The organism is Marivita sp., from assembly GCF_017643905.1.
In the GTDB taxonomy this organism is placed as follows: Bacteria; Pseudomonadota; Alphaproteobacteria; order Rhodobacterales; family Rhodobacteraceae; genus Marivita.
On record NZ_JAEPMO010000090.1, the window covers coordinates 1 to 19,449 of the forward strand.

The following is a 19,449-nucleotide window of genomic DNA, read 5'->3' on the forward strand; positions in this document are numbered from 1 at the left end:
ACCGCCACGCTTGAAGCAGACATCGCCGATCTTGACCTCTTCCCCGGCCAGTTTCTTTTTGGTCGAGGTTTCAATGATTGTCGGGCAGGCCTTGCCGCCGAACAGAAGGCTTGTGGTGTCAGATTTCGGATCGCAGCCGATGAGCAAAACGCGCTTGCCTTGTTCGGCCATCATGTGACTGAGGTTGGCCAGCGTGAAGGATTTGCCGATCCCGCCTTTGCCATAGATCGCGATGATCTGGGTTTTCTTCGTTGCTTCAGCCGGGATGATGTCGGCCAAGTCTTCATTGGCCTCGTCACGCAAACGCTGATCGAAGTCTTTAAGATTTGGAACGTCGTCTTTCACGAAGGCGTCTCCCAGTTGAGGATCATTTTCAGGCAGGTCGGGTCTTCGAACGCCGTGCGGTACGCGTTCGGAGCATCAGCAGCCGCAGCTTGATGTGTGATGAGACCATCAAGGCTCAGCGCGCCGTTTTCGACCAATGTGCGGGTCGCGACGAGGTCATCGCGCGCCCATTCAGCAGCAACGCGGAACCGCGCTTCTTTCATGAAGGCGGGCGGAAATGCGAATTGGAGCGGCTGCGTATAGAAGCCGGCCAAAACAATCTCGCCACCTTTGGCGATGCGTCCGACCAGATCGTTCAAAAGACCGCCATTGCCGCTTGCATCATAGATTGAGCGGTAGTCGCGCCGTTCATCCGTGTCAGGGTGGATCACGTCGTAGCCATCGGCACCTGACATACGATCAGCGTTGATTTCCCAAACCGTTGGTGCGGGCGCACCGGCGGCCAGCGTCAAACGGGCCAACAACCGACCCAGCACGCCATGTCCGACGATCAGATCAGGAACCGCTTTGTCCAGACCGGCCATCGCATGACGCGCGGTCGCGGCCAACGCAAGAAGAGCACCCTGGGCGCCAAGACCCGGGTCGATCCGAGTCACGCGATCCTGCGCTGTGACCAGCCGCCGTGTCGCGCCGCCGAACAGGCCAAACACGCCGTCATAACAATTGGCACCCGGCACGAAGACGTGATCGCCAACCTTGTAACCGGTGTTTGAGCCCGCCTCGACAACCTCACCAGAGGCTTCATAGCCGGGGATCAGGGGGTAACCCATACCAGGAAAGGGCGGCATGTCGCCGGTCCAGAACAGCTTTTCGGTACCGGTGGAAATGCCTGAATGTGCGATGTCCACAACCAGATCATCCGGTCCGGGATCGGTCAGGTGAACTGTCTCCAACGCAAGGGTCTTAGGTGCATTCAGCACAACGGCGTTTGTTTGCATCCCAACCTCCTGCTGTCTGGCGATGTGAATTCGCAGAATCGAATCCGGTGTCACGCCAAGGGTACGTTATAGTGTCAGTTTATTCTTACACACTTATCTGTCAACTATAATAGACACTTTGACAAGTAAACTGATGAACACGCATCAGCCGTTGGATTTCAGCGCCATCAAACTCGTCGTTACAAAGGGACGGCGCGACCGGTGGATCTGCACAGAGGTAAACCCAGCAGCTTTGCACATCTGGCTGATACGCGCGGCGCTGCGCACTGTGCCGGTCTGCATGGCAAGGCAGTAAAAGCTGAAATACACATCGCCAGAGACTTCGGGCTTGGCACCGCCTGACATCGGTTCCGACACCAAAAGCCGACCGCCGTCTGGCAAAGTGTCAAAAATTTTAGACAGGAGCGCCTCGACCGTTTGGTCTTCGTGATCGTAAAGAACGCGGATCAGCGAAATGGTGTCTGCGCCTTCCGGCAATGGATCATCGCGGAAAGACCCCGGCACGAACCGAAGTCGGTCCTTCGCCTGTGAACGCTCCATCAGAGTACGGGCATTTGGCTTTACAGCGGGCAGATCGAACACCGTGGCGTGCATTCCTCGATGCTTCAACGCCGCCGCTTCGGCAAAAACGCCATAGCCTCCACCGACATCAAGCAGGTGCTGCGTCCGTTTAAGGTCAGCAACGGCAAGCGTGTCGGCCGAAACGATCTGCTGAGAGCGCGCCATCAGATCGGAATAGCGTTTTGAGGTTTCGGGATCGGTGGCATTTGCGGCACCGAACACATAAGGCCAGAAGGCGGAAAGTTCGGTGTCCACCTCGCCGCGCATCAACGCAACGGGATCATTCAGATCCCGGTAAAACGCCTCATGGTGGCGGATCATGTCTTCCAAACCGGGCACACCAACCATCGCCGCGCCCAACCGTGCAAGACTGTACCGCCCGGCCCGGTCGCGCGTGGTCAACTTCATCGCAGTCGCGGCCATCATCAGACGCTCCATGCGATCCGTCCGCATACCTGACATCTGTGCCAGCGCATCAGCGGACAGCGCCCCGTCCATAAGGCGGTGCAAAACACGCAGCTCGACCAGCGCGAAAAGAACCTGTGATTTGACGAAGCCCTGAACCAGATCGAACAGCTCTGCCCCGTCTTTGGCGGCAGTACCCCGCGTCAGTGGAAAAGCCGATGCCCAGCGCTGGAATCCCGGTCGGGCGATCAAACGCATCAACCGCGTCCGCACTCCAAGCTTTGGGCGGTATCCGACCGGCGGGCTATCCGACGCGAGCGCCATGTTACCCGGCTCGGGCAGTGCGTGATTGAAGAACCGGCGTCAAGCGCTCTGCCTGCAGACGCACCATCTCGGCCAATTGTGCTTCACCCGGACAAGACGGGATCGACGAAATCGCACCACTCAGAATATCGCGCAGCCGCGATTGCGCACCATCGACACCAAGAACAGTCACTGCGTTGGGGCGACCATGCAGATCGTCCTGACCAACGGGTTTGCCCAGCGTTTCGCTGTCATAAAGTGCATCGCGCAGGTCGTCGGCAACTTGGAACGCTTCCCCGATGCGGGCGCCAAGTTCGAACCAAGGCTCTTCATCCTGACCCGCAGCGATCGCGCCCATCTGGGTCGCGGCAATGAACAGGGCCCCTGTCTTGGACTGATGGTACGCCGAAAGGTCGATCTTTGCTTCGCTTTCCCATCCCTGGCCCGCGCAGATACCAAAGGGCATACCGGACTGGCGCGACAGGATGCGGATCAATCGAACGGCGCGGTCGGGCGAATGTTCCGCCGCCATCGCGAGTACCTCGAACGCGAGAATGATAAGCGAGTCGCCTGTGAGAACCGCCAACGGTTCGGAATAGGCGCGATGTACCGACGGTTTGCCACGCCGAACATCCGCATCGTCGAAGCACGGCAGGTCGTCATGTACAAGGCTCGCGCAGTGGATCAGCTCCAAAGCGGCAGCCGCAGCGTCCGCCATCTTGGGCGAATCATCCCCGCAGGCCATCGCGACAGACATGAGAATCGTTGGACGGATACGCGCGCCACCCGGCGTACAGGCGTAGTGGAGAGCCTCGGAAAGCTTAGCAGGCGGTGTTCCGGCCTGTCCGATGCGAATTGCTGCCTCAACTGCAGAATTGATCCGGGTGTGAAGTCCCATCGAACGCTCCTAAACAATGTGTTGTCATCTTGATCTGACACACTAGTGTAAACCATACTGGACACTTGGCAAATGCGAGTCAACAATTCGATGATGAAAAAGCCACGGCACAGCTCTGGGCGCGTCATCGTGATCGGCGCGGGGATCGGAGGATTGGCAACTGCCCTGCCCTTGGTGCATCGCGGATTCGACGTGACCATCCTCGAACGTCAGTCTGTCCCGGGTGGAAAGATGCGTCAGGTCAACGGTGTCGACGCAGGTCCAACCGTTCTGACAATGCTCGATGTGTTCGAAGCGCTGTTCGATGATGTGGGCGAAACGCTGACCAATCATGTCACCTTGATCCCGCAAGACATCCTTGCCCGTCACTGGTGGCCTGACAGTGGACCGCTTGATCTATTTCAGGATCGGGCAAAAAGCGCTGATGCGATTGGCGAACTTGCCGGATCCAAGGCAAAGACAGAGTTTCTGGCATTTGCCGAACGCGCAGCGCGGCTGTTCAAAGGGTTCAGCGATCCGATGATGCGGCAGGCCGAACCGTCGCTCACTGCATTGACGGCGCATGTGATGAAACATCCGGCGCTCATTCGGGACATGGGTGTGGGGCAAACGCTGAAACGTCTGCTCGCCACCTCGTTCACCGATCCCCGACTGAGGCAGCTCTTCGGTCGATATGCGACCTATGTCGGCGGGTCGCCTGATCGCTCACCGGCCCTTCTTGCTTTGATTTGGGAGGCAGAGGCCCGTGGGGTCTGGTGCGTCAAAGGCGGGATGAGCGCGCTTGCCAAAGCCATCGCGTCCTTGATCGAGGCCAAGGGCGGCATAATCCGCACCAATGCAACGGTGAAAAAGATCAACACCGCTTTGGACGGTGTCTCTGGCGTCACGCTCACATCCGGTGAAACCGTCTATGCGGATCAGATCGTCTTCAACGGTGATCCCCGCGCTTTGGCTTTTGGGCTGTTGGGTGAGGCGACATCCCCGGTCGCAACCATCACAACCAAACGCGCGCGCAGCCATTCCGCCAATGTATGGAGCTTTGCAGCAAAGCCGTCAGACCTGCCATTGGTGCATCACAACGTTTTTTTCAGCAACCCTGCCAAGAACGAGTTCGCCGAGATCGAACGCGGATACATCCCATCCCACCCTGCACTCTACGTCTGCGCCGAAGATCGGGGGCAAAATGCGCCTCCCCCTGAGACTGAGCGCTTTGAGATCATCATGAATACTCCGCCGTTGACGCAACGCGCGGCCCAGCCCGAGGACTACGAGATATGTCACACACGGACGTTCCCAACTCTTCGCCGCTTTGGTCTGAGCTTCTCGCCGGAACCGGGGCCGGACGGCCTGACGACGGCGAAGAGCTTCGACGCGCTCTTCCCCGGCAGCGCCGGTTCGCTTTACGGGCAGACCCCGCACGGGATGACAGCCGGTTTGGAACGTCCGACGGCACGCACGCAGATCAAGGGTCTGTATCTGGCGGGCGGCGGGGCGCATCCGGGGGCGGGCGTCCCGATGGCGGCGCTCTCCGGCAAGCACGCGGCCGCGGCGATTGTGACGGACCGAACTTCAATCTCGATGTCCCGGAAAACGGTTACGCGTGGTGGTACGTCGATGGAATCAGCAGCGACGGAAAGCGTGCCGTATCGGTCATTGGATTCATAGGATCGGTCTTTTCCCCCTGGTATCGCTGGTCGGGCCGCAAGAATCCCGAGGACCATGTCTGCATCAATGTCGCAACTTATGGGCCTCGTGGACGGTTCACCATGACCGACCGTGGCGCCCCTGCCCTGCGTCAGACTGCCAACAGCCTGACCGTTGGTCCGTCGTCGATGCGCTGGGCGGGCGGCAAGCTTGTGATCGACATCAACGAAATCTCCGGCCCACCGCTCATCAGTCGTGTGCGCGGAACCATCACGGTCACGCCCAGCGCCATCACGTCGGTCGAGCTGCCTTTGACCGAAGATGGCGCGCATATCTGGCGGCCCTTTGGCCCGGTTTCGGACATTTCCGTTGATCTTGAAGCGCCCGGTTGGCAATGGGACGGCCACGGCTATTTCGATGCCAATTTTGGTACCCGCGCTTTGGAAGAGGACTTCTCGTACTGGACATGGGGCCGATACCCGACCGCAGGCGGAAGCACGTGTTTCTATGCTGCCACCCGGCTGGATGGATCGGAGCTTGGGTCAGGCTTCCACTTTGATCCTGATGGCACTGCGACGGAAATCGACCTTCCCCCGCAGCTTGAATTCAAACGCTCGCTCTGGGCGGTTCGGCGTGAAACACGGGGCGATTATGGCTTTCGCCCGCGGCAGGTGATGAACATGCTCGACGCCCCGTTCTATTCCCGCTCCATGGTGGAAACACGTCTGAACGGGGAAAAGACAGTTGGCGTACACGAGGCACTTGATCTGACACGATTCAGATCACCGCTTCTCAAACCGATGCTTGCTGTTCGCGTGCCACGGCGCAGGAACTGGACCTTCGGTTAGGTGACCGCAGGCGCTTTTTTGTTCGCCTCATCCGGGTTCAACCGCCAGACACTCAGGTTCAGTGCGCCCGCGATGGTCACCCAAAGCAGGTATGGCATGAAGAGAAGTCCCGCGATCAGATCGACTTGCAACAGCGCATAGATCGTTGCAGCGACTGACAGCCAAAGGCCGACAAGAACGAACATACCAAGCTTGATCCGCTTCAGGCCGAAAAACACCGGCGTCCAAAGTCCGTTCAGCGCAATCTGCAACGACCAAAGCGCCATCGCCACAGCGTTGTCCGGGCTCATCGCTGCGCGTGCGCCGGCGGCTGACATACACAGGTAAAGCGTTGTCCAGGCAACCGGGAACAGCCAGTCCGGCGGGGTCCAGGATGGTTTGTTCAGTTTGCGATACCACGGCCCCGGCGGAAACAGACCGCCGGTTGCACCCGCTGCAAAGCAGGCCAGTAGAAAAATGCCGAATAAAAGCCAGAACATGAGCGTCAGGTAAGCCGGCCGTGCGAACCATTCAAGGCTTCACGTTGCTCTCTCTCCCGCTGTGCAACTTGAGACAGGGCCTCGAACACCATATCCGACCGCGACCGATGCGTGTTTTCATAGCCCGCTGCGCGGACCAGAAATTCGGTTTCCGGCAAGCATCTGGCATAAAGAACAGCGGATTTCGGCATGACCACCGTCATCGCGGCCTTCACGGCAGACACAGACACCCAGCCCAGCTTTTGGGCCTTCGAGGTGCGCGCCCGCGACGAGATGGAATCATATCCACTTCGCTGAACCTGCCCGCCAATCCCGCCATAAATGAACCGTGCCGCATAGATGCCTGTGCGAGACGCGACAGGAAGCGCGCCAATTCCAGCTTCGGATCGCATGTAAAGACGGTTCGCCTGCATCACGAGGCGTCGTGTCATCTGTCGAATGGCCTTGGTCGGCTTTGGATTGGCCAGAAAACTGTCAGGGCTGAGTCCCGCTTCGTCCAGCCATTCAAGCGGAAGGTAGATCCGTGCTTCCAACGCATCCTCTCCGATGTCGCGGGCAATGTTGGTCAACTGCATCGCAACGCCAAGATCGCAGGCACGCGCCAAGGCATCCGGATCACGCACGCGCATCAACACGCACATCATTGCTCCAACGGCTGATGCGACACGTGCGGAGTAGTCGAACAATTCCGACAGAGTTTCATAGCGACGCCCCATCGCGTCCCATGCCAAACCTTCAAGCAAGGCATCCGGCAAAGCGCGCGGCATGTCGAATTCTTCGACCACACGCGCGAACGCCCGATCTGCCGCCGCGTTTTCAGGGCGACCGTCGTAAATCTTTTCAAGCCGATCCTGAAGCCTCAGAACCGCCGCCGCCTTTTCCTGTTGAAGATCAACCGCATCATCTGCCAATCGGCAAAACGCATAAAGCGCAAGCGACGGGTCACGAACCTTAGCGGGCAACAGTTTTGACGCCGCATGAAACGACAGCGACCCATGCCGGATCGCCTCGCGGCAGGCTTCCATATCGCTTTCGTAACAGCTCATCCGCGCACCAGCGCAGGATCAGGCACCAGCTGAGACAAAACTTCAGCCGAGGAAATCACACCCGGCAAACCCGCACCGGGATGGGTGCCCGCACCGGTCAGGAAAAGACCCTTGAGTTCTTCGCTCACATTGTGCGGCCGGAACCACGCGCTCTGTAAGATGCGCGGTTCGATTGAGAACCCTGATCCATAAGGCGACAGATATCGGTCCTTGAAGGTCTCGGGCGTAAACACCTCGCTGGCCGTCACGCGACTCGAGAAGCCGGGTAACAACTGCTCTTCCAGTGCTTTTGTCAGACGCACGCGATATTGACGTTCAATGTCTTTCCAGTCCGCGGAATCGGAATGTCCCAGATGCGGCACCGGACTCAGCACATAGAAAGTATCATCCCCTTCCGGCGCGGCACTCGGGTCAGTCACCGTGGGGCGGTGGACGTACAATGAGAAGTCGTCGGATACTTTGCCCTTCATGAAGATGTCGCGCACCAGACCTTTATAACGCGGACCGTTCAGAATGGTGTGGTGCCCCACATCCTTCCACATGTCGCGGGTGCCCTTGGTGCCGAAGTACCAGACATAAAGGCCCATCGACCAACGGCGTGATTTCAGCTTGGTCGGCGTCCAGCGTTTGCGCGGCTGGTTCCGGAGCAGACGATCATAGGTGTGACCTGCATCGGCATTCGACACCACGATATCTGCCGTCAGCATGTCGCCCGACGCCAGCTTGACCCCGCGGGCACGACCGTTCTTGACGAGGATCTCGTCAACCTCGGTCTCCATGCGCAGCGTGCCGCCTTGTTCACCGATAATCTTGGCCATGTTCTCGGCAATTGCCGCAACACCGCCCATCGCGTAATGGACCCCGAATTCCTTTTCGAGATGCGACACGAGGATATACATTGAGGTCACATTGAACGGATCACCGCCAATGAACAGCGGATGAAACGACAGCGCCATGCGCAACCGCTCATCTTTTACGCGCTTGGCGGCGTGGGCATAAACTGACCGGTCCGCGCGGAGCATGGCAAAGCGCGGAAGGACGCGAATCAGGTCACCCAGCTTGTGCATCGATCGCCGGCCCAGATCTTCGAACCCGAACCAGTAGCGTTCTTCGCTGTCACGCAGGAATTTGTCGTATCCGGCGACATCCCCCGGGGACAACCGCCGTACCTCTTCACGCATCGCGTTGGTGTCTTGACGCGCCGTGAATTTCGACCCATCCGGCCAGCGAATTTCGTAGAACGGGTCAAGCGGACGAAGATCAACCTCTTCGTGGAAATCCTTACCACAGACCGCCCATAACTCTTTGAAAACCTGCGGCACGGTGACGATGGTAGGGCCCAGATCAAAGCGGTGCCCGTCTTTCCAGATGCACGACCCTCGCCCACCCGGAACATCCAGTTTGTCGATTACGGTCACGCGGTATCCCAGCGCGCCCAATCGCATGGCAGACGCCAGTCCGCCAAGGCCCGCACCAATCACAACAGCATGGGCCGAAGTCAGCTTGTCGGAATGGGCCGCAAGGGCCGTATCAAGTTTGGTCATCATTCACTCATGATATACTGTCAACTTTACTTTACAATAATTTGCCGAGGGGTGCGTCAAATTATTTAATATCTTCCCTGCTGCATCATAATATGTCAGACTAAGTTGACACTATGGGAACCGAAATGCAGACCGTGAGCCTGAGCTTTTACCGCTTTGCCACTCCGCTTTCGCGGATGTGGGCGCTGACAATGATGGGTGCAGCCCGCCTATCTCTGCCGCGAATCGATGGTCTCCAGTTCTGGAAACTCTGCGGATCAGGCACCGGCGAAGGCTTCACACCCATTCCCAACACATCCGTCTATGCCATCCTGACGGTCTGGCCCGATCTTGAACGTGCACAACAGGCACAAGCGGGCGAAACGATCTTTCAGCGTTACCGCGCCAAGGCGTCGGAACATTGGACCGTGTTTCTAACGCCTTACTCCGCCCGAGGCGCTTGGTCAGGCAATACTCCCTTTACCGAAGAAGCGCCCCCACAGACCGGGCCCATCGCTGCGTTGACCCGCGCGACTGTGCGCCCCGTAGTCGCCGCGCAGTTCTGGAAGCGCGTTCCCGACATCAGCGGCGTGATCGGTCAAGACCCGAACGTCCTCTTCAAGATCGGCATCGGCGAAGTTCCGTTGCTGCAACAGATCACTTTTTCCATCTGGCCCGATTCCCACAGCATGGCAGAGTTCGCACGCAACAACGGTCCCCACGCACAAGCCATTCGCGCCGTCCGTGAAGGAAAGTGGTTCCGGGAAGAGCTTTATGCCCGTTTCCGCGTTGCCGACGAAATCGGCAGCTGGGAAGGCCAATCCCCTCGCATTCTCAAGGATATCGCCGCATGAGACATCCGTTTCCCTTTTCCGCCATCGTCGGTCAGGACCAGATGAAACTGGCCATGATCCTCACCGCCATCGACCCCGGCATTGGCGGGGTTCTGGTTTTCGGAGATCGCGGCACTGGGAAGTCCACGGCAGTTCGTGCGCTTGCGGCGTTGCTACCTGGAATCACCAAGCTCAAGGGCAGCGCAACAAACGCAGCCACGCAGGACGACATGCCGGAATGGGCCGATCCAGTCTCGGGCGAGCTGATCAATGTGCCCACACCCGTCATCGACCTTCCCCTTGGGACAACCGAAGACCGTCTTGTTGGTGCCCTCGACATCGAACGCGCCCTCAGCCGCGGCGAAAAGGCCTTTGAACCGGGACTTCTGGCCAAAGCCAACCGGGGATACCTCTATATCGACGAAGTGAACCTGCTGGAGGACCACCTGGTCGACCTGCTGCTCGACGTGGCGCAATCCGGCGAAAACGTCATCGAACGAGAGGGTCTGTCGGTCCGTCATGATGCGCGGTTTGTCCTGGTCGGCTCCGGCAACCCGGAAGAGGGCGAACTACGCCCGCAATTGCTTGACAGGTTCGGCCTTTCTGTCGAAGTCCGATCGCCCAACGATATTGAAGAACGTGTCGAAGTGATCCGCCGCCGCGCTGCGTTCGATACAAACCCCGACGCCTTTGTCGAAAAATGGTCTGTCGAAGACGCAAAGATCCGCGATGCGATCCTGTTCGCACGCGACGCTCTCAAGACCATCGACGCACCCGACGACACGCTGCGCGATTGCGCCGGCCTTTGTGTGGCTATCGGATCGGACGGTCTGCGCGGTGAGCTGACGCTTCTTCGCGCCGCACGCGCGCTCGCCGCATACAAAGGTAGTCCTGTCGTCACTCGCGATCACTTGCGGTCTGTGGCCTCCATGGCACTCAGCCACCGCCTGCGCCGTGATCCGCTTGATGATGCAGGGTCTTCCACACGGGTGGATCGCACCGTCGAGGAAGTCTTTGCATGAGAGAAGACCCCTCTGCCATTAACGTGCAGGGTCAACTTGCCCTGACGCTTCTGGCGATCGACCCAGCCGGGTTGGGGGGCCTTCATCTGCGCGCGCGCGCCGGACCGGTGCGCGATATGTTCTGCACTCCGATCAAGACGCTGTTTCCCAAAGCGCGGCGCATTGCGCCCTCGATTTCGGATCTGCAACTCTTTGGCGGCGTCGACATCGGCGAAACGCTCACACGCGGTCAGATCATCCGTGCCAAGGGTATTCTGGAAACACCGACACCACTTGTCTTAACAATGGCCGAGCGTTGCGAACCCGGTCTTGCCGCACGTCTTGCCCAAAGCCTCGACACGGACATCGGCCATGCGCTTATCCTTCTGGACGAAGGTGCCGAGAACGAGGAGATCGCACCACGAACCCTGACCGAACGACTTGCGTTCCGCGTCGATCTGGAAGGGCTTCGTCATGTAGCACTGGCCGAGATGGTCATGAATGAGGCCGATATCACGGCGTCGCGCGCCCGATTGTCCAGCGTTACGATCCCCGAAGATGTCCCAGCCGCACTTGCGGTAACTGCCGTACGGTTCGGCATCGACAGCCTGCGCGCTCCGCTGATTGCCCTAGCAGCAGCCCGTGCAAATGCGGCTCTGAATCACCGCAAAACGGTCAACGAAGACGATCTGCAGATCGCTGTGCAACTGGTTTATGCCCATCGCGCGACCCAAATGCCGGTCGAAGAGGAAGAGCACACACAAGAGGACAATACCCACCCCGACGACAGCCCCGATACGAAAAGTCCCGATCAGGACGAGTCAGACCTCAACCTGCCCGATGAATTACTGATCGACGCGGTCAAGGCTGTCCTTCCTTTTGACGTGTTGGCAATGCTCGAAGGAACGGGACGCGTCAAAACTGCATCCGGCAGCGGCGGCGCGGGACAAAAGAAGCGCGGCAATCGACGGGGACGGCCTTTACCATCGCGGGCAGGGCGGCTGGATGGCGGCAATCGGATTGATTTGGTTGCCACGCTGCGCGCCGCTGTGCCATGGCAAACCATCCGTCGCCAGCACAACCCGACGCATATCGGGGTGATCATCCACCCATCCGACATCCATGTGAAAGTGTTCCAGGAAGTCTCGGACCGACTGGTCATCTTTGCCGTGGATGCCTCTGGCTCCTCTGCCGTCGCCCGTCTGTCCGAAGCGAAAGGCGCAGTTGAGCTGATGCTGGCCGATGCTTATGCCCGCCGGGATCACGTTGCCCTGATCGCCTTTCGCGGTGAAAGCGCCGATCTGATCCTGCCGCCGACACGGTCCCTCGTTCAGACCAAACGCCGTTTGGCCGGACTTCCGGGCGGGGGCGGCACACCACTTGCCTCTGGCCTCAAGGCGGCGGCCGAACTTGCCCAGCGCGTTCGGGCACAAGGTCTGTCACCGTCCATCGCCGTTCTGACCGACGGCCGCGCGAACGTTCCGCTGCCCGGAAAAACCGGTCGTGCTGCGGCAAATGACGATGCGCAAGCGATGGCGCGGCATGTACGATCGCTCAACATTCCCAGCGCCATGATCGACACCTCTGTGCGACCGCATCGAGACTTGCGTACGCTTTGCGGGGTCATGAACGCAAAATACATCCCGCTGCCCCGCGCTGATGCCAAGGGCCTCAGCCAAGCCATCGAAACGGCGCTTGGCGGGTGAACCGATGGGCGCTGCAGAAACCTTGACGGGTTGGCCCCACGCCGAGCACTCTCGTTTTGTCGATGTGCGCCCACATCACTGGCATGTTCAGGAAATGGGGCAGGGCGACACCATCTTGCTTCTGCATGGCGCAAGCGGATCGACCCATTCGTGGCGCGATGTGATGGACGATCTTGCGCGGGACCACCATGTCATCGCAATTGACTTACCCGGTCACGGCCAGACCAAACTCGGATCACGGCACAGATCGTCCCTGCCTTTGATGGCGCAGGATGTTCAAGCGCTCATCGACCACGAGGGCTGGCACCCGAAAGCGATCCTAGCGCATTCTGCCGGGGCCGCATTGGCCCTGCGTCTTCTGCAATCTTCTGGTGGGCGGATACCTCTGGTTGCCGTGAACCCGGCTTTGACGCCGTTCAAAGGCTTGGCCGGGGTTCTGTTTCCGATCGCCGCCCGCGTTGTCGCGCTCAGCCCGATCATGGCGAAGATGATCAAACGTAAGATGTCCGGGCCGGGGCAAGTGGTGTCTTTGATGGAAACAACAGGCTCCAAGATTTCGCCCGAAGGCCTGAACCTCTACGCCAAACTTTTCCGCAGCGATGCACATCTCGATGGAACACTCTTGATGATGGCGCAATGGAAGCTGGATGGTCTGGTCGCGGACCTGCCCAAGATCACGGTCCCTTGCACTTTCCTCGTCGGTGCGAACGACAAAGCTGTACCTCCGTCATCCGTGAATGACAGCGCGAAGAAGATGCCGAATGCAACGGTTCTGACGTTAGAGGGCTATGGACATCTTCTGCATGAAGAAGCGCCAGCCTTGGTGGCAGATCAGCTACGAGAGGTTCTGCGCAAATACACGTAATACGCCCCACCGCCACCATGGCGGATATGCGCTTCGGTCACGTCCATCACGGCTGTATTCAACGGGGCCATGCTCAACCACAAAGGAACATGCCGCTTAAGCACACCGCGTTGCTGCGGCATCGGATCGTGCGGATCGTCTTTCTGACCCTTGCCGGTGATCACCAGAACCAGCCGAAAGCCGCGCGAGTATGATGTCAGGATAAACCGTGTGAGCGACGGATGCGCCTGGTCGAGCGTCATGCCATGCAAATCGATGCGCGCTTCGGGCACCAGTTTGCCGCGCTTCATCTTGCCATAGGTCTTGGTGTCCATCACTGGCTTCGATGGAGCGGCGGTTTGTGGTTTCCGAACCAAGGACGTTGAAGGCGTTGCTTTTGTGCCTATGCCAAACGCGGTCGGCAAATCCAAAGGCTCAGGCTCTTTCTTCCGCTGGACCGTCGGTTTTGCGGTGTCCTTTGCCCGGCGCAAGGCTTGGGGCAGGGGTTTTGTCGAATGTGTAACCTTCTGCCAAAGTTCTTTTTCTTCGGGCCGCAGCCTGCGCCGGCTCATTGAAGCGCCTCAGGAAGAAACGCATAGGCACGCTGGATCGGCATCAAGACAACCATACGGCCAGGATCCTTGATCCGGCCTGCCGCGAGACCAGCTTCATCGCCAGTACCAAAGAACACATCCGCCCTTTGCGCGCCTTTGATCGCAGAGCCTGTGTCCTGCGCGATCATCAAACGTCGCAGCGGGTTGGCTCCGTCTTTCTCGATCCAGACCGGCGCACCCAGCGGCGTGAACGCAGGGTCAACCGCAATCGACCGCATTGGCGTGATCGACCGGTTCATCGCGCCCAGCGGTCCCTTGTCGGCAGGAACTTGGCTGACTTCGCGGAAAAAGACGTAGGAATCATTGTGAAAAAGAAGGTTCTCACCATCGACCGGGTTTCGACGCACCCAGTTCTTGATCACATCCGCGGACACCTGATGCGGTTGATAGACGCCGCGCCGGACAAGCTCTTGTCCGATGGATCGATAATTGTGCCCATTGGCACCCCCATATCCGACACGGATCATGCGACCGTCAGGATAGCGGACACGTCCAGACCCCTGTACCTGCAGGAAGAACACTTCGACAGGATCATCGACCCACGCAATCTCAAGACCGCGCCCTTCCATCACCCCACTGGTCAGGATTTCACGACGACTGAGCCATGGGCGCTGGTCATTGGCCTCGGGTGGCTTCTTGTAGATGGGATGACGGTAGCGCGCGGTTCGAACTGGCGAACCGGACAGTTCGGGTTCGAAATAGCCGGTGAACAACGGCTCTTTGCCATCTGTGATCAGCATTGGGCGAAAGAACAGTTCAAAAAACTGACGCGCGTCCTTTGCATCGACCGCCAAGGCACACAACGACGCCCAATCCGGTTCATCAAGGTCAGCGCAGGTGTTTTTGAAAACCGTCAAGGCCGATGCATGATCGTCATTGGCCCAACCGTCCAGATCCTCGAATCCAAGGATCGCATACTGCGTTTCGGGCTCGTTGGGCGCTACAGGTCCTGCCATCAAAACACCAAGACTTATGGCCGCGCCCAGCCTCCGGATCATTCGCCCGTGGCGACAAGCTGCCAGTTCGGATCATCTACACCCATACGGCGGGCATAGGTCCAAACGTCTTTTTGCCGCTTAACCTGGGTCGGCGACCCTTCAATGATCTCACCGGAACTGTCTCGCACGGTCGAGGTCAATTCCCCAATATACTTCACCGTGATTTCAGCAATGGCGCTCGCCTCGTCAAAGGTCGCATCCATCAAGGACATCTCGCGTACGCCGACAAACTCTGCGTCAATGGTCAATCCCTGCTCCTTCCGGGCTTCGACCACGTCCGCGAAGGTTTCGTACACGTCGTCGGCAAGGAAGGGTTTGATCTCCGCAAGATCGCCCCGTTCGAACCCCATCAGGATCATTTCGTAGGCGCCGCGCGCACCGCCAAGAAAGTCTCCGACACCAAAGGACGGTTCAGCCCGTTTCATGCGGGCCAGTGCATCAGCAGCGTCGCTTCCCGCTTCGACATGATCCACGATGTCGTGGTCAGGGCCACCTTCGATGACTTCAAAATCCCGACGCGTGGACGAATGCGGCTCGGGTTGCCGAGGGAGCGGAGGCTTTTCGAAACCTTCTCGTGTACCCAACACGCTCTTCAAGCGCAGGATCAGGAACACGGCGATGCCGGCAAGCACCAAAAGCTGTATCAGCGGAGAATTCATCAGGACCTCGCCCAGACCAAAGTGGAAACGTCGTTGTTGTGTCCTTATGTAGGTGTTGGGCGATGTTTAGTCCACCGCACGCCCAGTGAAAGGAGTGCCCTGATATGTGGCTATTTGTGGCTTTTTTGCTCGTTCCGCTGATTGAAATCGCATTGTTCATCCAAATCGGCGGCTTGATCGGGCTGTGGCCAACGCTCGGCATCGTCATTTTGACCGCAATCCTTGGCACCTATCTGGTCCGATCGCAGGGGTTGATGGCGCTCAACAATCTACGAGGGTCGTTCTCGCGGCTCGAAGATCCGTCAGAACCGTTGGCACATGGTGCGATGATCCTTTTGGCTGGCGCATTGTTACTGACACCCGGGTTTTTTACAGATGCCGTCGGTTTTGCACTGCTGGCGCCACCCGTTCGGTTGATGCTGATCGCTTACATACGAAAAAACATCAAAGTGCAGCGTTTTGAGATGGGGCCGCGCCCTGATCCTTTTTCGGACCAGAGCACCCGTCGGCCGCGCGACACCGTCATTGATGGCGAGTACCACGAGATGTCAGAGACCAAAAAACCAACGCATCAGGGTTCTGGCTGGACGAAGCATTGAGGCTTGGCACATCGACTGATAAGCAACGGTCAACTTTTGTAACGGTTAGATCCGAGGGAGAGACACATGGCTGATACGCCGGAAACCGCTGGCAATGGTGCAGCACCGCAGCAGGCACCCGTCAAGATGAACGTCCTCGCGCAGTTTGTGCGGGACATGTCATTTGAAAACATCCTTGCTCAAAAGGGCGTTCAGGGCGAAGTGCAACCCGACGTACAGCTTCAGGTCAATCTTGATGCCAAGAAGCGGACAACAGCGAACCAGTATGAAGTGATCCTGAAACTTCAGGTGTCTTCCAAGGCAAAGGAAAGTGGCGATACGCTTTTTGTTCTCGAACTCGAATATGCTGGCATCTTCCAGGTCGAAAACGTGCCGGATGAGCAGCTGCACCCGTTCCTGCTGATCGAATGCCCGCGCATGTTGTTCCCGTTTGTGCGCCGCATCGTCAGCGACGTCACACGGGACGGTGGCTTCCCGCCGCTGAACCTTGAAACGATTGATTTTCTTCAGCTTTACCGCACGGAATTGGCGCGCCGCGCCAGCGCACAGCAGGCTGAAACCGCAAACGCTTAAGCGTTACAGCCGCTTCCACAAAGCGGCGTCCCCAAGCTTTTCGACAAAGGCGGCGTGAGCCGCCTTTTCGTTTTCACTCAGACGGGACGGCAAAGGGGCAGGGCGCGGCTTGGGCCTCCATTCGACCGCTCCTTCACCGGCACCCGACTTGTCCTGCGAGACATTCAAAGCGAAATCCGGCTGCTTGCCCCCGATCAGTTCAAGATACACCTCGGCCAGAATCTCGGAGTCGAGCAACGCGCCGTGAAGTGTGCGGGACGAATTGTCGATCCCGAACCGACGGCACAACGCATCCAAAGACGCAGGTGAACCCGGAAACTTGCGGCGCGCAATTGCCAAAGTATCGACAGCGCGTTCAAAAGGAATCGGTGCGCGTTTGACCCAGGACAGCTCAGCATTCAGAAACTTCATGTCGAAGGCTGCGTTGTGGATGACCAGTTTTGCGTCCTCGATGAAATCGACAAACTCCTGCGCGATATCGGCAAAGACGGGTTTGTCGCGAAGGAAATCGTCGCCCAAGCCATGCACCTCAAACGCCTCTTGCGGCATGGCGCGTTCGGGGTTGATGTACTGATGATAGGTTTTTCCCGTCGGGACATGGTTGAACAGCTCGACCGCGCCGATCTCGACGATCCGGTCGCCTTGCTCAGGCTCAAAACCCGTTGTTTCCGTATCGAGAACAATCTCACGCATTGGTCATTCGTTTCCGTATCTGCTTCAATACATCGTGGACCTGCGCACGGGCATGTTCAAGCGTATCGGTCACGATCACATAGTCGGACCGTTCGCATTTCTTGTCATTCGGCATCTGTTTATCTCGGATTGCGCGAAACTGATCCAGCGTCATGGTCCCCCGGTCGAGAACGCGCTTTTCCTGCTCTTCAGGTGAAACAGTGACACATACAACCGCGTCCATCTCCGTTTCGGACCCTGTTTCGAACAGTAGGGGAATGTCAAAAACCAGGATGTCCGCATCTGACATTGCTGCAAATTGTGCCCGGTTTTCCCGTACCAAAGGATGCACAATAGCTTCGATCTGTTTCAACGCTCCGGGATCACCCGCGATGATCGTCCGAAGCGCCGCTCGATCAACCGCTCCATCCGAGATGGCATCAGGAAACAGGGCCTCCATCGGCAGGATCGCCGCGCCTCCCGTGTCGTAAAGACGATGCACAGCCGCGTCTGCATCCCAAACCGCGCATCCAGCCTCTGCGAAAAGCCCTGCCGTTGTGGATTTCCCCATCCCAATGGATCCGGTGAGACCAAGCTTGAACGTCACCGCAAAACTGCCGCCCGTACGTTCTCGTCCACCACGGGCCGTTTCCCGAACCAGCGTTCAAACCCAGGAACCGCCTGGTGAAGCAACATGCCCAAACCATCGACAACCCGACATCCTTGCTGTTCCGCCGTCGCCAGCAACCGCGTTTGCAACGGCGTATAAACAAGGTCATTGACGATGGCGCCCGGTTTCAGGCCGTCCAAAGGCACCCTCATCTCAGGTTTGCCTGTCATGCCAAGGGATGTGGTGTTCACCACGAGATCCGCATCTTCCAGCACATTTCCCGCCTGAACCCACTCAATCACCTGGATGCGATTGCCGAAATCCTCCTTCAGCTTTTCCGCACGAATCCGTGTCCGGTTGGTCAACATGATATTTGGAACACCGACATCCAGCAAGGATGCCAAAACCGCGCGACTGGCACCACCAGCGCCAAACACGACGGCTGGCCCAGACTTCGGGTTCCAGTCAGGTATGGCCTGACGGATGTTCTCGATAAAGCCATACCCATCGGTGTTGTCGGCGTGAATTCTTCCATCCTTGCGGAAGATCAGCGTATTCGCTGCTCCGATCAATGTGGCGCGGTCGGTGATCAGATCCGCGATCTCCATCACCTTTTCCTTGTGCGGGATCGTGACGTTTGCCCCGACAAATCCAAGGTTAGCCAAACGCGGCAACAGATCAGCCAACTTGTCTGGTGCGATGTCCATCGGGATGTAATGGCCCTTCAGACCATATTTCCGAAGCCAGTAGCCATGCACATTCGGGCTTTTGGAATGGGCTATCGGGTGGCCAATAACAGCGGCCAGGGGAATTTTACTGTCACTCATCCGTCGATCCGTCCGGTCAAAGTAAGGTGGTTCAGAAGTTCAAGTAACGGAAGTCCGAGCACCGTGAAATAGTCACCTTGGATCTGTGTGAAAAGCCGTACGCCTTCCTCCTCGAGCTTATACCCTCCGACAGAGTGGCGAATGCTGTCCCAATTCCTGTCGATGTACCCATCAAGGTAGCTGTCCGAAAAATCCCGCATCGACAGGCGGACCACACCGACATGGCGCCATTTCGGCTCGCCATCCTGATACAGGACCGCCGCGGACAACAATTGGTGAGACCTGTTTCGCAACATCTTAAGCTGCGTACGCGCTTCGTCGGGAGTTTGCGGTTTGGCGAAAACTGTCTTGTCCACGGCCAGAACCTGATCACACCCCAACACCAGCGCGCCGGGCGTCTTGTCAGACACCTTGCGCGCCTTCATCTCCGCCAGCGTATCGGCGATATCACGGGGCGATGCCTCTTCCGCTTCCAATGCGCGGCGAACGGTGTCTTCGTCGATTCGTGCGACGATGACATCGA

The 19,449-nt window shown here is 58.2% G+C and carries 22 protein-coding genes; 8 read left to right on the plus strand and 14 right to left on the minus strand.

The window, feature by feature from the left end:
- From JJ869_RS14685 to JJ869_RS14700, 4 genes are all read right to left on the minus strand, one after another.
- On the minus strand, window positions 1–345 hold a 345-nt coding region (locus tag JJ869_RS14685), incomplete at its 3' end, for an AAA family ATPase (RefSeq protein ID WP_292268194.1).
- Window positions 342–1,283, minus strand: a complete 942-nt coding sequence (gene bchC / locus JJ869_RS14690) for a chlorophyll synthesis pathway protein BchC (RefSeq protein WP_292268196.1) — start codon at window positions 1,281–1,283, stop codon at window positions 342–344. The genes JJ869_RS14685 and bchC, both read right to left, overlap by 4 nt.
- Window positions 1,284–1,427: 144 nt before the next feature.
- A complete protein-coding gene (locus JJ869_RS14695; protein WP_292268198.1) occupies window positions 1,428–2,507 on the minus strand; it encodes a methyltransferase in 1,080 nt (359 codons plus the stop codon).
- Between the two features lie 67 nt (window positions 2,508–2,574).
- A complete protein-coding gene (locus JJ869_RS14700; protein WP_292268200.1) occupies window positions 2,575–3,450 on the minus strand; it encodes a polyprenyl synthetase family protein in 876 nt (291 codons plus the stop codon).
- A gap of 72 nt (window positions 3,451–3,522) precedes the next feature.
- Between JJ869_RS14700 and crtD the strand changes: the two genes are divergently transcribed.
- Together crtD and crtC are read left to right on the plus strand one after the other, a co-directional pair.
- A complete protein-coding gene (gene crtD / locus JJ869_RS14705; RefSeq protein ID WP_292268201.1) occupies window positions 3,523–5,115 on the plus strand; it encodes a 1-hydroxycarotenoid 3,4-desaturase CrtD in 1,593 nt (530 codons plus the stop codon).
- Complete coding sequence (gene crtC / locus JJ869_RS14710; protein ID WP_292268225.1) at window positions 5,070–5,942, plus strand: carotenoid 1,2-hydratase; 873 nt, start codon at window positions 5,070–5,072, stop codon at window positions 5,940–5,942. The genes crtD and crtC overlap by 46 nt, the downstream gene beginning before the upstream one ends.
- Here the strand turns inward: crtC and JJ869_RS14715 are convergent.
- Genes JJ869_RS14715 through JJ869_RS14725 form a run of 3 tightly spaced genes read right to left on the minus strand, consistent with a single transcriptional unit; the run spans window position 5,939 to window position 9,014 of the window.
- Window positions 5,939–6,421, minus strand: coding sequence for a TspO/MBR family protein (locus tag JJ869_RS14715; protein WP_292268203.1), 483 nt, complete (start codon window positions 6,419–6,421; stop codon window positions 5,939–5,941). The two genes, crtC and JJ869_RS14715, sit on opposite strands and share 4 nt — an antisense overlap.
- A gap of 5 nt (window positions 6,422–6,426) precedes the next feature.
- Window positions 6,427–7,467, minus strand: a complete 1,041-nt coding sequence (gene crtB / locus JJ869_RS14720; protein ID WP_292268205.1) for a 15-cis-phytoene synthase — start codon at window positions 7,465–7,467, stop codon at window positions 6,427–6,429.
- On the minus strand, window positions 7,464–9,014 hold the full coding sequence (locus JJ869_RS14725) for a phytoene desaturase (protein WP_292268207.1): 1,551 nt from the start codon (window positions 9,012–9,014) through the stop codon (window positions 7,464–7,466). The genes crtB and JJ869_RS14725 overlap by 4 nt, the downstream gene beginning before the upstream one ends.
- A 122-nt stretch (window positions 9,015–9,136) precedes the next feature.
- Here JJ869_RS14725 and crtA point away from each other — a divergent pair, with 122 nt between their 5' ends.
- From crtA to bchO, 4 genes are read left to right on the plus strand one after another with little or no spacing between them, the layout of a single operon-like run.
- Window positions 9,137–9,844, plus strand: a complete 708-nt coding sequence (gene crtA / locus JJ869_RS14730) for a spheroidene monooxygenase (protein ID WP_292268209.1) — start codon at window positions 9,137–9,139, stop codon at window positions 9,842–9,844.
- Window positions 9,841–10,845 carry a magnesium chelatase ATPase subunit I gene (gene bchI, locus JJ869_RS14735; RefSeq protein WP_292268211.1) on the plus strand — a complete coding sequence of 335 codons (1,005 nt, stop codon included), beginning with the start codon at window positions 9,841–9,843 and terminating at the stop codon, window positions 10,843–10,845. The genes crtA and bchI overlap by 4 nt, the downstream gene beginning before the upstream one ends.
- Entirely contained in the window at window positions 10,842–12,530 is a 1,689-nt protein-coding gene (locus JJ869_RS14740) for a magnesium chelatase subunit D (protein WP_292268212.1), read from the plus strand. Before bchI ends, JJ869_RS14740 begins: the two co-directional genes overlap by 4 nt.
- Before the next feature lie 4 nt (window positions 12,531–12,534).
- Entirely contained in the window at window positions 12,535–13,395 is an 861-nt protein-coding gene (gene bchO / locus JJ869_RS14745) for an alpha/beta fold hydrolase BchO (RefSeq protein ID WP_292268213.1), read from the plus strand.
- Here bchO and JJ869_RS23190 read toward each other — a convergent pair.
- From JJ869_RS23190 to JJ869_RS14760, 3 genes are all read right to left on the minus strand, one after another.
- Complete coding sequence (locus JJ869_RS23190) at window positions 13,362–13,709, minus strand: Smr/MutS family protein (RefSeq protein ID WP_366510463.1); 348 nt, start codon at window positions 13,707–13,709, stop codon at window positions 13,362–13,364. The two genes, bchO and JJ869_RS23190, sit on opposite strands and share 34 nt — an antisense overlap.
- Before the next feature lie 233 nt (window positions 13,710–13,942).
- On the minus strand, window positions 13,943–14,944 hold the full coding sequence (locus JJ869_RS14755; protein ID WP_292268215.1) for a murein transglycosylase A: 1,002 nt from the start codon (window positions 14,942–14,944) through the stop codon (window positions 13,943–13,945).
- Between the two features lie 38 nt (window positions 14,945–14,982).
- Complete coding sequence (locus JJ869_RS14760) at window positions 14,983–15,645, minus strand: Tim44/TimA family putative adaptor protein (RefSeq protein WP_292268216.1); 663 nt, start codon at window positions 15,643–15,645, stop codon at window positions 14,983–14,985.
- Between the two features lie 104 nt (window positions 15,646–15,749).
- Between JJ869_RS14760 and JJ869_RS14765 the strand changes: the two genes are divergently transcribed.
- Together JJ869_RS14765 and secB are read left to right on the plus strand one after the other, a co-directional pair.
- Window positions 15,750–16,244: an FxsA family protein gene (locus JJ869_RS14765; protein ID WP_292268217.1), complete on the plus strand. Its 495-nt coding sequence runs from the start codon at window positions 15,750–15,752 to the stop codon at window positions 16,242–16,244.
- A gap of 66 nt (window positions 16,245–16,310) precedes the next feature.
- A complete protein-coding gene (gene secB / locus JJ869_RS14770) occupies window positions 16,311–16,817 on the plus strand; it encodes a protein-export chaperone SecB (RefSeq protein WP_292268218.1) in 507 nt (168 codons plus the stop codon).
- A gap of 3 nt (window positions 16,818–16,820) precedes the next feature.
- On the opposite strand, the gene dnaQ is transcribed toward secB, so the two are convergent.
- The 4 genes from dnaQ to JJ869_RS14790 form a co-directional block, all read right to left on the minus strand.
- Window positions 16,821–17,510, minus strand: coding sequence for a DNA polymerase III subunit epsilon (gene dnaQ, locus JJ869_RS14775; protein ID WP_292268220.1), 690 nt, complete (start codon window positions 17,508–17,510; stop codon window positions 16,821–16,823).
- A complete protein-coding gene (coaE, locus tag JJ869_RS14780; protein WP_292268221.1) occupies window positions 17,503–18,096 on the minus strand; it encodes a dephospho-CoA kinase in 594 nt (197 codons plus the stop codon). Before coaE ends, dnaQ begins: the two co-directional genes overlap by 8 nt.
- Complete coding sequence (locus tag JJ869_RS14785; protein ID WP_292268222.1) at window positions 18,093–18,926, minus strand: shikimate dehydrogenase; 834 nt, start codon at window positions 18,924–18,926, stop codon at window positions 18,093–18,095. Before JJ869_RS14785 ends, coaE begins: the two co-directional genes overlap by 4 nt.
- Window positions 18,923–19,449, minus strand: a 527-nt coding sequence (locus JJ869_RS14790) for a Maf family protein (RefSeq protein ID WP_292268223.1), incomplete at its 5' end; no start/stop codon positions are given. The genes JJ869_RS14790 and JJ869_RS14785, both read right to left, overlap by 4 nt.

What these genes read in the sequence shown, in the direction of transcription:
- JJ869_RS14740 (WP_292268212.1), top strand. Translation starts at nt 10,842, where the DNA reads ATGAGAGAAGACCCCTCTGCCATTAACGTGCAGGGTCAACTTGCCCTG.
- JJ869_RS14785 (WP_292268222.1), bottom strand. Translation starts at nt 18,926, where the DNA reads ATGAGTGACAGTAAAATTCCCCTGGCCGCTGTTATTGGCCACCCGATA.
- JJ869_RS14700 (WP_292268200.1), bottom strand. Translation starts at nt 3,450, where the DNA reads ATGGGACTTCACACCCGGATCAATTCTGCAGTTGAGGCAGCAATTCGC.
- JJ869_RS14760 (WP_292268216.1), bottom strand. Translation starts at nt 15,645, where the DNA reads ATGAATTCTCCGCTGATACAGCTTTTGGTGCTTGCCGGCATCGCCGTG.
- bchC (WP_292268196.1), bottom strand. Translation starts at nt 1,283, where the DNA reads ATGCAAACAAACGCCGTTGTGCTGAATGCACCTAAGACCCTTGCGTTG.
- crtB (WP_292268205.1), bottom strand. Translation starts at nt 7,467, where the DNA reads ATGAGCTGTTACGAAAGCGATATGGAAGCCTGCCGCGAGGCGATCCGG.
- crtA (WP_292268209.1), top strand. Translation starts at nt 9,137, where the DNA reads ATGCAGACCGTGAGCCTGAGCTTTTACCGCTTTGCCACTCCGCTTTCG.
- JJ869_RS14755 (WP_292268215.1), bottom strand. Translation starts at nt 14,944, where the DNA reads ATGGCAGGACCTGTAGCGCCCAACGAGCCCGAAACGCAGTATGCGATC.
- JJ869_RS14715 (WP_292268203.1), bottom strand. Translation starts at nt 6,421, where the DNA reads ATGTTCTGGCTTTTATTCGGCATTTTTCTACTGGCCTGCTTTGCAGCG.
- crtD (WP_292268201.1), top strand. Translation starts at nt 3,523, where the DNA reads ATGCGAGTCAACAATTCGATGATGAAAAAGCCACGGCACAGCTCTGGG.
- JJ869_RS14695 (WP_292268198.1), bottom strand. Translation starts at nt 2,507, where the DNA reads ATGCGTTTGATCGCCCGACCGGGATTCCAGCGCTGGGCATCGGCTTTT.
- JJ869_RS23190 (WP_366510463.1), bottom strand. Translation starts at nt 13,709, where the DNA reads ATGGACACCAAGACCTATGGCAAGATGAAGCGCGGCAAACTGGTGCCC.
- dnaQ (WP_292268220.1), bottom strand. Translation starts at nt 17,510, where the DNA reads ATGCGTGAGATTGTTCTCGATACGGAAACAACGGGTTTTGAGCCTGAG.
- bchO (WP_292268213.1), top strand. Translation starts at nt 12,535, where the DNA reads ATGGGCGCTGCAGAAACCTTGACGGGTTGGCCCCACGCCGAGCACTCT.
- bchI (WP_292268211.1), top strand. Translation starts at nt 9,841, where the DNA reads ATGAGACATCCGTTTCCCTTTTCCGCCATCGTCGGTCAGGACCAGATG.
- secB (WP_292268218.1), top strand. Translation starts at nt 16,311, where the DNA reads ATGGCTGATACGCCGGAAACCGCTGGCAATGGTGCAGCACCGCAGCAG.
- JJ869_RS14765 (WP_292268217.1), top strand. Translation starts at nt 15,750, where the DNA reads ATGTGGCTATTTGTGGCTTTTTTGCTCGTTCCGCTGATTGAAATCGCA.
- JJ869_RS14725 (WP_292268207.1), bottom strand. Translation starts at nt 9,014, where the DNA reads ATGATGACCAAACTTGATACGGCCCTTGCGGCCCATTCCGACAAGCTG.